This is a genomic window from Grimontia marina, from assembly GCF_900060185.1.
Classification (GTDB): Bacteria; Pseudomonadota; Gammaproteobacteria; order Enterobacterales; family Vibrionaceae; genus Enterovibrio; species Enterovibrio marinus.
Window position 1 is genome coordinate 53,251 of the sequence record NZ_FIZY01000016.1, and the last position, 14,044, is coordinate 67,294.

A 14,044-nucleotide genomic window follows, 5' to 3' on the forward strand; every position below is an offset into this window, starting at 1 on the left:
GCTTCGTGTAACATCGCTTGAGGCTAATTACGCCTTAGGTGTAGGGTTGACCTAAAATTATCACTGATACATAGAGCATCGCAGGCGTTTTTATATGAAAGAACGACGGTACTTTCTGGTGTTATTCAGTGATGAAAGTCTCCGTCTTTTATGGTTATTGCACGATTAGCAATATTCCTGAGTAAAAGATCTTTAAATCTTGATCTTTTATGTCGATAATTCCCGCGATTTTTAACATCCTGCAGTCTAAAGGAGAGGCTTCTATGGAGAAGCACGAAGAGGTTCTGGTTGCACTACGACAAATCATCCGAGCTATCGATCTGCATTCTAGAAAACTAAATAAAGAAGCAGGTTTGACAGGACCTCAATTGGTTTTAATGCGTGCAATTCAGGAACTGGGCGAAGTCACCATACGTCAACTTTCCAATCACACGAACATGAGTCAGGCAACAGCGACTACAATTCTTGATCGTCTGGCAAATCGCAACCTGATTGTGCGTGTGCGAAGCAATCTGGATAAGCGCAAAGTTCATGCCCACCTGACAACTGAGGGCGTGAAGGCGTTGGAGCAAGCACCAAAGCCTTTGCAGGAAAGTTTCATTTCCCGGTTCCAGTCTCTTGAAGAATGGGAACAATCTCTGCTTATCTCTTCTGTTCAGCGCATTTCTTCGATGATGAACGCTGACAATATTGACGCGGCACCACTTTTGGAAGTTACACCTCTTACATCAGCAGAGCCTGTGCGTTCTGAGTGATTAAAAGCAGGATCGAAAAGAGCCCATTTGGGCTCTTTTTTATGCACGCTTTTCCCTTCGTCCAAAACTCACTATTCCCGTCGTTAGAGCTGTACCAGCAAAGATCGTTAAGCCCCCCGCCAACATTCTTGGCGTAATAATTTCCCCAAGAAAGATCCCCCCCCACATCACAGCAAAAAGTGGAATGAGAAAGGTAACCGCAATGGTATTCGTTGGCCCAACCCTGCTTATTAACCGGAAAAATAAGATGTAAGCAAAGCCCGTAGCTGCAATACCCAAAATGGCTGCGGCGATCCAGGCTGCAGAACTAGGTGGCGTATCTGGCCAAAAGAGAATGCCCAAAGGCAGCAGAATCATTGTTGAACCAACCTGACTGCCCGTTGCAGTTACCAAAGGCCGAACACCTGTAAGGAATCGCTTTAGTGTAGCTGGCGGATATTCCATACATCAGGGTTGCCCCCAATACAGCTATCACTGGCCACCCCAGCCCTTGGTCACCAAAATTGAGCTTACCCCAAACTAGAACAATTACGCCTAGCACACCTAACAACAGGCCAAAGATCCTGTTGCGATTGAGGGATTCGCCGAGCCAGAGGTAGGCAATAATCGCCCCCCAAATTGGCGTCCCTGCGTTGACAATAGAGGCAAAACTTCCGGTGACATCGACCATGGCATAAGCAAACAAAAGGAACGGAACCGCTGAACTGAAAAGCCCAACAGCGCAGGCATGGAACCAGTGCTTCCTGAAAGCTGTGGTTTGACCTTTCAACTGCAATAACGGAATAAGGAGCAAAGCACCAAGCCCAACCCGAACAAGAATAAGTGCGAAAGGGCCAAAGTCCGGTACCGCATAACGGATCAAAATGAAGGAACCACCCCAAAGCGCAGCGAGCAGCATCAACTCCATGACATCAAGTTTTCTCATTTTCATTCTTATTCTCTGTACTTCTCATTCGCCTAGAAATCTGTGCGAGATCACGCTATTGAACATTAGTGCATAATATATCTCGGCTGCCCGTAGCCTCTAGCCAAATGTGGCACTCTCTTCGAAACACTCCTAAGAGCATAATTTTTATATGTATTTAACTGACAGAAGTAACAATAACCTTATTATTTTTCAGGAAATCTGCTCTACTACTGAAATATCCGCCAAACAATACAACAAAGCGCATTTTATTTTTTCAAATTAAGCATCTAGTTTTATATCTGAGACACACACTTGGAGAGCAGATAGATGCCAGTGACAAGAAGGATTCTCGTCGTCGACGATTCTGACGCCATATTATTGATGATGAAGTCTATTTTATCGGATATCGGCATCAATAAGGTGAAGACCTTCAACAACCCCAAAGCAGCACTGGAAGAACTGCATCACTCGCCAACTAAATACGATATTGTGTTCACAGATCTGAACATGCCCGGCATTGACGGTATGGGCGTCATTCGAGAGCTAGGCAATATGAAATTTGGCGGGGGTGTTTGCATAATTTCAGACCTAGATGTCAGAGTCATCGAACTGGCGGCAGAAGTTGCACGACAACAGCAGGTATGTTTGTTAGGGAATATCGCCAAGCCACTGACCATAGAGACCCTACAACTTATTCTGGATAGAATGGACCAGTTTGAAGAGCGCAGGTTTCTGAAATTCAAGAAAATGACCAAAAAGGAGCTCATCACCAGCATCGTCCATCACCAGATAGTGCCCTACTACCAACCAAAAATGAACCCTGACAATAATCGTGTGGACAGCCTAGAGGTACTGGCACGCATTCAAAAACCTGGTGAGACCGATGCTATCCTCCCAGGCCGCTTCATCCCTACAGCGATACAGTATGACTTAATGGATTTGCTCACCATACAGTTGGCAGAAGCAACAGCCTTAAATATGGATATACTATCGCAAATATTTGGGGATAAAGTAAAAATCAGCATCAACCTCTCTCCACAGCAGTTAGCAGATTTGGAAATTCCAAATCGTTTAGAAGAGCTCTTCAAATCCCATGACATCGATAAATCCCGAGTGGTCCTCGAGATCACTGAAGAATACGCACTAAAATCGGCTGAGCAAATGGAGTCACTTAATCGATTAAGAATCCGTGGCTTTGGCCTATCTCTAGATGATTTCGGTACCGGATTCACCAACTTGCAGCAGTTGCGAAGCTTGCCATTTACTGAAGTCAAAATTGATCGCACGCTAATAAGCCAGATTCATCAAGACCAATTTAGCCAAGTGATCGTGCAATCTCTATCGGACATAACCAGTAAATTTAACGTAGATCTAGTTGCAGAAGGTATCGAAAATTTTGAAGAGCTGGATTACCTTTCAAGACAATATCCCGGTATTTTGCTTCAAGGTTTTCTGATTTGCCGCCCACGCCCGATTGAAGCCTTACAAAGCTGGTATACTAATTGGCTGAAAAGCGTTGGTGCCAACGCCAGTGCCGACGTAACCAATCGCTGACACATTCTTGAAAACACAATAGCCCCTATCGAACACCTGGGCCTTTACTGAAAGCCCAAATGCGATATCACTGTTCCCTAATCATCTCAACTGACATGGCCTGAGCTAGAGATACCAAACGTTTAAACTTGCCAGAAGCTACTATTGGCAAGGGTTTACTTGCATGGCAGGTAACAAAGGCATAAATCAGTTGTTCCATGATTACGCCCAACTCTTCCGCAATCTCACTCAGTCAAGGTCGCTCTCAAACAATTAGCTTTTTCTTACCTTGATGAGATGATTACACCAGCAAAGGAACACCACGATCACAACGCCAATCAATCTGGCTAAATCCTGCATCTTCATGTTGTTGGGGTATATTTCCGTAGGTTATTCAATATATATTCAGGGGAGGTACCTCAACATCGTTCAGGGATACGAACATGAAAACAATTGGCTTGATTGGCGGCATGAGCTGGGAGTCGACAGCGATTTACTATCGACTGCTGAACCAATATATTCGTAAGGCTGTTGGCGGCCACCACTCTGCCAAGATTCTGATGAGCAGTGTTGACTTTGCGGAAATTGAAGCACAGCAACGTGCCGGAGCCTGGGACCAATCGGCTGCGCAGTTAGCTGGCGAAGCCAAAAAGTTGGAAAGTGCAGGTGCGGACTTTATGTTGATTGGCACTAATACCATGCACAAGGTTGCCATCGAGGTTCAGGATGCGATTTCCGTTCCTCTGATTCATATCGCGGATGCAACTGCACAAAAACTCAAAGGAGACGGTATCAAACATGTTGGCCTGCTGGGCACGCGTTTTACCATGTCACAGCCATTCTATAAGGAACGGTTGGAGTCGCATGGTATTGAAGTGAGTGTACCGGAGGATTCGCATCAGAACATTGTCCACGAAATTATTTATCAGGAGCTGGTAAAGGGTGAGGTCAATACTCACTCCCGGAAACAATACCTTTCAGTTATCGACACACTCAAAGCACGTGGAGTTGAGGGCGTTATCCTAGGTTGCACTGAGATTGGACTCCTCATAAAACAACAACACACCCCCATCCCACTCTACGACACCACTGAATTACACGCTGAAGCAGCGGTTAAACTAGCACTGTCTGTTCAGTAAGGAAACAGTATGACAATTCGAGCAGCACAGGCCGGAGATCTTCCAGCTATTAATACCATTTACAACCACTATGTTCGCGAAACTTCGATTACTTTCGACTATGAACCATGGACAATTGAGCGACGTCAGGCTTGGTTGGAAAAGCTAGTTAATAGTGATGGATACTACCATGTGTTAGTAAAAGAAAATGAAAACGGTGAAGTGATTGGTTTTGCATACAACAGTGAGTTTCGCGAAAAGCGAGCTTATAAAGTCAGTTCTGAAATCACCATCTACCTGCATCATGAGCTTCGAACAAAAGGGTTGGGAACAAAATTGCTTCAAACGCTACTCGACAAAATGTCAGTTTCACCCGTATCCCGTGCGTACTCAGTGATCACTTTACCGAACCCCGCGTCTATGAGGCTGCATGAAAAATTTGGCTTTCAACAGGTTGGCATACTGACAGATGTTGGATACAAATTTGATAAATACCATTCTGTAGCAATCTTAGAAAAATCCATTTAATACCATGATATCATTCAGCGAATACTATCTTTCTTTAAATTTCAACAGGCAGAAAGACCCTCGTTCTGCCCCACACCTTTTCCTAGCCCAAAAATACCAATCAGTCTAAAAACACTTACAAACCCTCCAGAGAATAAGTTAATTTTTCTCTATATTTATCCAACTTATTCCCTATCACTCTGACTTGATTGAATAAAATTTTATTTATCAAGATTTCATGACCTTAGCAGCAATAAGAAAAGAAATAAGTGTAAATCCCCCATTTAAAGCAAAAGATTCTCTACACTTTTAAGAATTTCTATTTGCAACATATGTTTCTATTGTGGAGCACGGGAAGCATGAAGATCTCAACAAAAGTAAAAATGGTGTTCGTCGCAATCAGCGCCATAGCAGTCATTGCAACGGCCAGCTTACTTACCGTAACAGCAATAACAACTTCAACGCTCGCTCTGGAGCACCAGATTGAAAACCAGCTACTTTCAATGAGGGAAGTTAAAAAAGCTGAAGTCGAAGATTACTTCATTAATATCCGCAAGCAATTAATAAACCTTGCAAACTCCACCATGACAGAAGATGCCATGGCACAATTTTCGAATAGTTTTAGTAGCGTATCGACCGAAACCTTTCCCAGAGCCAATCAGGCGGACATTCTCAAAAGCTACTACATCAATGAGTTCGGTGCGACTTATCAGGAAACCAACAAGAAAAGCGCTAACGCAGATACCAACCTCGATAGCATCGGTTTAAATGGTTTGCTGCTGCAACAGGCTTACATCGGCCTAAACGAGAACCCTCTGGGTAACAAGCATTTGTTAGACAAAGCTGATGACGGCACAATCTATAGCGAGGTGCACGAGGTCTATCACAATAACTACCGTACTTTCCTCGAGTCATTTGGTTACTACGACATTTTTCTCGTAGATAATGCAGGAAACGTTGTGTATTCGGTTTTCAAGGAGTTGGATTACGGTACCAATCTAGTCACAGGCCCCTACCGAGACAGTGGACTTGCTGAAGCTTTCGTTGGAGCCAAAGACCTCGCCAATGGCGATTTTGCATTTATTGATTTTGCACCTTATTACCCCTCTTATGATAATCCGGCTTCCTTTATCGGCTCCCCTGTGGTGAAAGATGGCCAAAACATCGGCGTGTTGATCTTTCAAATGCCGATTGACACCATTAACGGGATAATGACCTATCATGGGAAATGGCGTGAAGATGGGTTGGGCGAATCCGGCGAAACATTTCTTGTTGGTGCTGATGGGCTCATGCGATCACAGGCTAGAATGTTGGTTGAAAACAAAGATGAATACCTCAAACTCCTCACAGAGAGCAGTGTCGCACCAGAGATAATTAATCGTATTGCCATCACAGATTCTTCTGCAGGCCAGCAACCGATAAATTCAAGCCATACCAAGAATGCACTAAACGGCGAAAAAGGATTTATTACGACCAATAATCACATGGGCAATACTGTCTTTGCCGCTTACACTCCTATCAATATTCTTGACACACAATGGGCTTTGGTTTCCGAAATAAACAAACTGGAAGCACTGGCAAAGGTAGTGGCACTCAAGTCGGAGCTATATCAGACTGCGGGTATTACAGGTACCGTGGTGATCGTTGTGGCGATTCTTCTAGCTTGGCTGATAGCTTCCAGCATCAGTAAACCCATCGTTAATCTCACCAACATTATTACCAGTATCGCGCAAAATCATGACTTGACCTCACGTCTGGAAGTGAAAGGAAAAGATGAAATCACTCAACTTTCAACTTCAATGAACGTCATGCTAGATGATTTCATGAACCTAATTAAAGGAGCTGATACCACCGTTAGAGCACTTGGAGAAGCATCTTCGGAGATCCAGAAAAACATCAGTTCAATGCGAGGACAGGTAGACCAGCAGGCAACCAATTCCGGTCAAGTGGCTACTGCCGCGACCGAAATGAATACGTCTATTTCCGAAGTGGCAAACTTTGCCCATACGGCCTCTGAATCTTCAGAGAATGTGGTGAAATCAGTGCGCCAAAGCGCCGATGTCGGAAAGCAACTGGTTAACGAAATCTCTTCTCTTTCTGACAAAATGAATGAAGCAACTCAATCAATGGAGCAACTCTCCTCAGAAAGTCACTCCATTGGCTCTGTGCTTGACGTAATTCAGGGAATCGCAGAACAGACCAATCTACTAGCTTTGAATGCCGCCATTGAGGCAGCCCGTGCAGGTGAGCAAGGCCGGGGCTTTGCGGTTGTTGCCGATGAAGTGCGTTCTTTGGCGATCCGAACTCAGACCTCTACGGAAGAAATCCGCGCCAAGGTGGAATCACTTCAGGCAGAGACAGACAAAGTGGTCAATGGAATAAGAGGGGCAAACCAGTTTGTGGCAAGCAGTGTAGAGAACTGCAATCGAAACAATGAAATGCTGGCAAAAATTGAAGGCATGATGGTAGATATCAATGACATGAATACCCAGATTGCCACTGCTGCAACACAGCAATCTTCAGTCACTGAAAATATCTCCATGAACGTTAATGCCATTGCCAGTTCATCTGAACACGTTTCAGAGATGACGGTGAACACTGACGGCAAGGCAGTCAGCATCAATGAGCAAACGAGAAAGCTAACGCAACAAATCGGTACTTTCAAAATAGCCTGACAGCTCTGTCATACAATCAAAGGCCAGCAGTTGCTGGCCTTCCTATTTTTATCTTCCAATTACTCTGCGATTTCAAGCGCTTCCTGAATCGGATGACTGGTTTTTGCCACATCACCGAAACCGCGCAGACCCACCACATGTACGTGTTCTTTATCATTAAATATCTTACGTACCAGTTTGTAGGTGGTTCCCTGCTCTGGGCTGATGTTTTCCGGCGCTGCAATCAAAAGCTGCATATCCAGACGATGACAAAGCTCGAACAGGGTCGAGATTGACTTCGCATCCAGACGCGCTGCCTCATCAAGGAACAGCAGACGACAAGGAATCACATCTTTACCGCGCAGACGGCGGGATTCTTCTTCCCAGCTCTGTACCACCATCAACAGAATTGCCTGACCGGTGCCAATCGCTTCACCCGTTGACAATGCGCCGGATTCCGCTTGTAGCCATCCGTCAGTACCGCGGTTAACTTCAATACCCAGTTCCAGGTAGTTACGGTAGTCCAGCAACTCTTCACCCAGAATCTGAGGAGAGCGTTGACCCAGATCGATATGCGGGTTCAAACGTTGGAACAGTTTTGCCATCGCTTCAGAGAAGGTCAGACGGTTGTTACCAAACAAGTCTTGATGTTGTTCAGCTTTCTCCGCCAAACCTTCTAACAATTGCGCATGGGTATCTCGAATCGACACGTTCAGCCGCACGCCCTTCACCTGACCAAAGGCAATGTTAGACAAGCCCTGGTTCAACAGGCGAATACGGTTTTGTTCGCGCTGAATGGTCTTGCGGATAATGTTCGCCACGGACTCTGAGCTGATAGCCAGACGCTTCTCACGCTGAGTCAGTTCTTCCGTCAAACGTGCCAGTTCCACTTCCATTTCTTCAATCGCTTCGACCGGATCATCGGTTCGAATAATGTCGTGGCGAATACGCTCGCGCAGGTGCTGGTAAACCGCCACGTAGAAAAGAACCTTACGCTCAGGACGCGCCATGTCTTCAGACGCACGCAGTGCATCCCGCAGCGTTTCGTTGTCTGCGACTGCCAGACGCAACGCACCCAAGGATTTATCCGACAGTGAACGCAGCTCGTCAGCAGACATGTACGCCATTTCTCGGCGGTTCAGTTGCTTCTCTACGTTGCTGCTACGGGCAATCTTCAACACATCCATCCAACCCGCTTTCGCATTGACGACGAAAGTACGCAGTTCGGTGTATTCTTTGCTGGCTTTCTTCAGCGTTTTCACCAGAGACTTCATCTCCAGCTCAATCGACGTCAAGCCTTTTTCCAGCTCACTCTTACGGCTGCGTGATTGTGAAAGCTGCGCATTTAGCTCGTCACGACGAATACGTGCGCGCTCTTCTGCTTCTACATCGGCGCGAACACCCAGCTCAACCAATTCACGTTTGAACTCAGCCACCGTTTCTTGTTTCGCTTGGTGCGAGCTTTTCAGAGACGCCAGAAGCTGGTTGTATTGGTTCACCTGATCGCGAACCTGCTTCACGTGTTCACGTGAACGGGTACGTGCGCGCTCAGCATCTACCAGCTTAGCTTTCAGCTGTTCATTCAGTTCGCTGCTTTTATCAAGAAGCTCAACCGCGTCGGCATAACCAAAGTGATGACGACGCTCTACCAAATCAGACAGTGCGAAAAGCGTTTTCTTCAGCGATTGCAGCGCTTCATCCGCGTCTTGGTAGGCGGCGTTCAGTGCATCAAATTGCTCTGGGTCGGCATCCAGTGTTGAAACCAGATTCTCCAGCTCAGCCAGCGCTTTGCCGTGTTCGCGGGTAAAGTGACGAGCTTCGTCTGCCTGAGACAGGCGGCTTTCCACTTCTTCCAGACGACCTTCCAGCGTTTCGTCTTCCAACGCGTTAACGACATGCTGAAGTTTGTTCAGAAGTGCAATCGCTTCTTTTGAACCGGTAAGTTGGCTACGCACCTGCTGCTCGCTCTCGCGGAGCTGAGCCAGTTGACGCTGAACGCTGCCACGCTTTTCACGCAGGTCTTTCAGAGCCGCTTCTGGATCTTCGTTGAACGCTACGTTCATGTGGTTCGACACGAACTGGTTGAAGCTCTGGGTCAGGCGTTGAAGCTTCTGCGCATCAAACGAGGCTTTGGCGTAGTTTTCGACTAACTCTTCACGCTTCTCACGTAAGATTTCTAAACGGTGCTCACGCGCCGCGCGTCCAAATAGCGGGATTTTCGGGAAGCGAGAGTAACGAAGCTGACGGTCGTTCAGGTGAACACAAACCGCATCTTCCAGCTCTTCAACATCGAATACGCTATCGTCAAAACCGTCTGCATCACCTTCGATGATGTAGAGATCTTCCGGGCAATCATCCAGATCCAGCAGCTTCTCTTTAATACCTTTCAGATCAGGTACAACAATCGCGTGACGTGCCGGGCCATAAAGCGCTGAGAAATACGGAGCATCATCAATAGTGATGTCATCGTAAATTTCAGAAAGCAGCGTGCCGCCCAGTGTGTCAGCCAGAGACTGCAGACGTGCATCATCGCTGCCGCCCGGCTGCGCCAGACGTTCGATTTCAGCTTCCAGCGCTTGTTTCTCAGCTTGCAGCTTATCGCGGGTCGAGATAGTTTCACGCTCATCCGCCATCACGCGTTGCATGGTATCCAGCACCGCCTGATTGTCGTAAAGCTCGGCGTCTGTTTGTTCTGCCAATTTCTCCAGCGCTTCTTGCGCGGCAATCCAGGCGGGCGCGACTTTTTCGAACTCAACCGCTTTAGCATTGATTTCGTTTTCGCTGCGTTGCAGTTCGCGGACTTTCTCCGCTTGCTCGCCGACCGCCTCTTCTGCAGTTTCCAAACGTTCTTGCTGACGCGCCATTTCTAGCTCAACCACTTCTTCCGAAGCCACGGTTTCGTTGAACTGACGTTGATACTGCTCAGACAGGGTTTTCGCCTGCTGGAAACTGCGCATCTGACGCTCAAGGTCGCGATGCTGTGAGGTCAACTGTTCAGCATTTGCCGCAAGATTCGCGAATTCGCGGCCTTTTGCGATCACTTCGCGGGCTTTCGCGCCTGCATCAGAACGTTCGACTTCGCCAGCGATGCTGCGCACCAATTGAAGGCCACGCTCGAACTGTTTAGCTGCGGCAGAAGACAGATCCAGCTTGTGTTTCAGGCTTAAAAGCTCAGAGGTTTGTGCCTCTTCCTGTGCTTTCAGTGAACCCAAATATTCGGTTGCGTTTTCTTGTGAAAGCTCGTCATTGCCTGTCAGTTCACGGGCTTTTTCCAGCGCTTTCACCGCTTGCTGATATTGCAGCGCGCGGGTTTGCTGCATATCCAGCGCTTGCTGGTAATCCGCAAGCTGGGTTTTCAGGCTATCCACTTCTTCTTCAGAAAGGTGCGCCTGTTCTTCCGCCATCGCGAGCTGTTCTGTGGCTTCTTCCACCACCATCATCTGCTCTTCGAGACGGACTGCCAGCTCTTCCAAGTCTTCCTGATAGCGCTCAACTTTCTCTTGCTGACGCACGGCGGTCTGAACCAATTGGAGATGGTCAGACGCGGCTTGATAGTCTTGCTCAAGGTGAGTCTGGCTATCAGTCAGTGCATCCAGTTCGTCCGTCATACGGCCAAATGTGGATTGGAAATCATCCAACTGGCGGCGAGAACCTAACAGTTCGCCGCGGCGCTGCAGTGCCAGCTCGAGCTTCTTGCGACGCTCGTTAGCATGGCGCATGTAGTCGGACGCCACATAGTTGGTCGATTCAGTGATCAGGTGCTTGAACAAGTCACGGTCACGCTGGGTCAGCTTGATCGCTTCCAGCGTCATACGGTTTTCACGAAGTGCCACTTCCATGTCTTGGAAGGCTTTCTTCACGCCGCCGTTTTGTGGCAACAGGTAATCACGCAGGGATTTGGTAATTGCGCTCGAGATACCACCGTAAAGCGATGCTTCAATCAGGCGGTAGAACTTAGAACGATCGCTGCTGTTGCGCAGCTTCTTCGGCAAAGCTCCGAACTCGAACATCTGCGCGTGATAATCCGTCACAGAGTTGAACGCTTTGTAATGCGCCGTATCGTAGTCTGCCAGCGCGTCTTTCACCTCGTTCAATTGACGAACGCGAACCTGATTTGCAGACACGTTTTCGATCAGGATGTCAGTTGGCTTCACGCCAGATGGCAAACCCTGAACGATGAAAGGCTTGATATCAACTTTCCTATCACGACCCGCTACTTGTTGCAGACGAACACCGAACAGAATACGTTGGTTACGCGAGTTCACAACATCCAGCGCAGCATAACAGGCACCCGGCTTCAATTTACCGTGCAGGCCTTTATCGCGTGACGCGTTAGAGCTGCCCGCTTCTGTGGTGTTACGGAAATGCAGCAGGCTTTGGTCAGGGATCATCGCGGTGATGAACGCCGCCATGGTGGTGGATTTACCCGCACCGTTACCGCCAGAAAGCGTCGTGACCAGATTGTCGATGTCAAATGTACGGGCAAAGAAACCGTTCCAGTTGACCATAGTCAGCGATTGGAATTTACCGCGTTGGGTCATACCTGAACCTCCTGATCATCATCTTCACGCTCTTCGTCGTGTTCTTCATCTTTCAGCAGGCTTGATTGAGCGTGCTCTTGGGTGTGGATGACAGCTTCGCCATCACGGATCAGACGCAGTTGTGCTTCGCGGATGTCGTCTCCCGCACGCACATCAGCACCGAAGCGGAATGTCGCTTCGCTAACGCGGAATTTGCCGTTCTCTCCGATTGGCACAATCATGCCCAAGCGGCGAAGACGACGCAGTGAGGTCTTCACTTTGTCGAACAGTTTTTCACGGTCCAAGTCAGAGCCAGATGCACGGAGTGTCACCAGCTTCATCAGTTTTTTCTCGTCTGCCAGTGTCAGCAGTTCGTCGAACAGTTCCTGAGTGGTGAAAATACCTTCCTGCGCCAGACGCTCTGGGCTCAGGTAAAGGAAACAAAGCACCTTACCCACCAGCATGTCGAGTTCGGACAACACTGCGCGTCCGATCAACGAGGTTGAACGAGGGCGCAGATAGAAAAAGCCTTCCGGCGCTCGTACTAACTCCGCGTTATAACGCTGGTAGAAATGCTGCAAGGGGTTTTCGAATTCAATCAGGTATGCATGATTGTCCAGATCTTCGCTGGCAATATGGCGGCCAGCACGCAGCGCACTATCCAAAGCCGGGAATAAAGGATTGGCAATCGCTTTGGCCAATTCTTCCGGCATAAATTCTTCAATATTTATCGATGACATTCGCTTGTACCTTGGCTCCATAATCGTTAATTGCCTGCCAGTCCGGCTGAATCGCACTCAAGTCAGATTGCGAGTAACCAAGGCGAACCGCTTGGTTGATCACAATCCGCGCTAAGTCGAAGTGGCGTGCTTGTGGGTGTTGAGCCAGATAGTTTTTCAGTACCACGCCCAAATCAATGCCCTCGCCCGTCGTACGGTGACGAGACAGCATGTCAGAGATTTGGTCGCTCAATTGGTCGTTAACCAGTGTCAGTTCCTCAAACTCGACTTCTGCCGGCATTTCGCCAGTCACTTCGTCATCACGAAGTACCAGTGCTTCGTCACGCATATCGCGCAGACGCTCTGCATCGGCAAAGGTCAGGAACCATGGGTTATCGAAGTATTCTGTCACCGACTGGCGAAGACGCTGGCTAAACGCGCGGTTCTTGTCCATGTCGATGGCATTACGAATAAATTTGTGAACGTGGCGGTCGTAACCGATCCACAGGTCAATCGCCTGCTGGCCCCAGTTCACAATGCGGTCTAGCTTCATTTGCAGGTTGTAGATCATGGCATCAACGAAATCTAAATCGTCGCGGCCTTGTACCTGTTCCTGAATATTCAAAAGCTGGGTTTGCAGTTGGTCACCTGCTGATTGCAGGGTGTCCTGAAGTTCGCGGAGTGTGCTGGAGGTTTCGTTCAGCAGTTGCTCACAGTTGGCAATCGCCGCCTGCCAGTCTTGGTTCAACAGCGCAGCAATGTCTTCTTTCACTTTCTGCTGCTGTTCATCCATGGTGCGCTGATTCAGATCGATACGATCGAAAATTTCGGCCACTGAATACTTCAGTACGCCATAAACATTCTTACGCCAGAAATCTGCATCACCATCTTCTGCGGCAGCGGTCAGGGCTTTATCAATCTCATCTGCCACCATGGACAGTTGAATCGAAAGCTTGAGAGAGCTGTATTCGCGGTGGCGCGCATAGTAATCGCTGATACCCAGTGCCAGCGGTGTGAGTCGGTAAATACTCGCACCGTCCGTCATTTCACTGGTGAAACGGCTTAGCAGGCGGCTGCGTACCAAGTCGTTGATGGCATTGTTCGCACGAAACGCGATGGTTTCGCTAGCTTGATCGAATTGGTCACTGACGATACGGAATGCATCAATCAGCTCCCCTTCCCCTAGCTCCTCCTCGTAACGCTCGCTGCTGAGTACAGCAACGGCAAGGAGAAATGCCAGCCGTTCCGGCGGCAGATTGAGGGAGAAGTCATTCGTTTTCACCCAACCAACCAACTCAGGAACAGTCTGAGAGAATTCGCTCATCCGTTTT

The 14,044-nt window shown here is 48.0% G+C and carries 10 protein-coding genes; 5 read left to right on the forward strand and 5 right to left on the reverse strand.

Annotation, left to right across the window (positions count from 1 at the left end; translation table 11 throughout):
• Positions 1–263 precede the first annotated feature (263 nt).
• Complete coding sequence (locus tag GMA8713_RS10355; protein WP_062708925.1) at positions 264–755, forward strand: MarR family winged helix-turn-helix transcriptional regulator; 492 nt, start codon at positions 264–266, stop codon at positions 753–755.
• A gap of 39 nt (positions 756–794) precedes the next feature.
• Here GMA8713_RS10355 and GMA8713_RS28070 read toward each other — a convergent pair whose 3' ends face one another.
• Together GMA8713_RS28070 and GMA8713_RS10360 are read right to left on the reverse strand one after the other, a co-directional pair.
• Entirely contained in the window at positions 795–1,148 is a 354-nt protein-coding gene (locus GMA8713_RS28070) for an EamA family transporter (protein ID WP_232314409.1), read from the reverse strand.
• Positions 1,063–1,686: a DMT family transporter gene (locus GMA8713_RS10360; RefSeq protein WP_232314410.1), complete on the reverse strand. Its 624-nt coding sequence runs from the start codon at positions 1,684–1,686 to the stop codon at positions 1,063–1,065. The genes GMA8713_RS28070 and GMA8713_RS10360 overlap by 86 nt, the downstream gene beginning before the upstream one ends.
• Before the next feature lie 303 nt (positions 1,687–1,989).
• Here GMA8713_RS10360 and GMA8713_RS10365 point away from each other — a divergent pair, with 303 nt between their 5' ends.
• From GMA8713_RS10365 to GMA8713_RS10380, 4 genes are all read left to right on the forward strand, one after another.
• On the forward strand, positions 1,990–3,216 hold the full coding sequence (locus GMA8713_RS10365; protein WP_062708928.1) for an EAL domain-containing response regulator: 1,227 nt from the start codon (positions 1,990–1,992) through the stop codon (positions 3,214–3,216).
• A 422-nt stretch (positions 3,217–3,638) separates the two neighbouring features.
• A complete protein-coding gene (locus tag GMA8713_RS10370; RefSeq protein ID WP_062708931.1) occupies positions 3,639–4,334 on the forward strand; it encodes an aspartate/glutamate racemase family protein in 696 nt (231 codons plus the stop codon).
• A gap of 9 nt (positions 4,335–4,343) precedes the next feature.
• Entirely contained in the window at positions 4,344–4,841 is a 498-nt protein-coding gene (locus GMA8713_RS10375) for a GNAT family N-acetyltransferase (RefSeq protein ID WP_062708933.1), read from the forward strand.
• 338 nt (positions 4,842–5,179) lie between these two features.
• On the forward strand, positions 5,180–7,495 hold the full coding sequence (locus GMA8713_RS10380; protein WP_062708936.1) for a methyl-accepting chemotaxis protein: 2,316 nt from the start codon (positions 5,180–5,182) through the stop codon (positions 7,493–7,495).
• 59 nt (positions 7,496–7,554) lie between these two features.
• Here GMA8713_RS10380 and mukB read toward each other — a convergent pair whose 3' ends face one another.
• Genes mukB through mukF form a run of 3 tightly spaced genes read right to left on the reverse strand, consistent with a single transcriptional unit; the run spans position 7,555 to position 14,037 of the window.
• Positions 7,555–12,015, reverse strand: a complete 4,461-nt coding sequence (gene mukB / locus GMA8713_RS10385) for a chromosome partition protein MukB (protein ID WP_062708939.1) — start codon at positions 12,013–12,015, stop codon at positions 7,555–7,557.
• The gene (mukE, locus tag GMA8713_RS10390) at positions 12,012–12,734 is read right to left on the reverse strand and encodes a chromosome partition protein MukE (protein WP_062708943.1); all 723 of its coding nucleotides are present in this window, start codon (positions 12,732–12,734) and stop codon (positions 12,012–12,014) included. The genes mukB and mukE overlap by 4 nt, the downstream gene beginning before the upstream one ends.
• Entirely contained in the window at positions 12,715–14,037 is a 1,323-nt protein-coding gene (gene mukF, locus GMA8713_RS10395; RefSeq protein ID WP_046305876.1) for a chromosome partition protein MukF, read from the reverse strand. Before mukF ends, mukE begins: the two co-directional genes overlap by 20 nt.
• Positions 14,038–14,044: the final 7 nt, after the last annotated feature.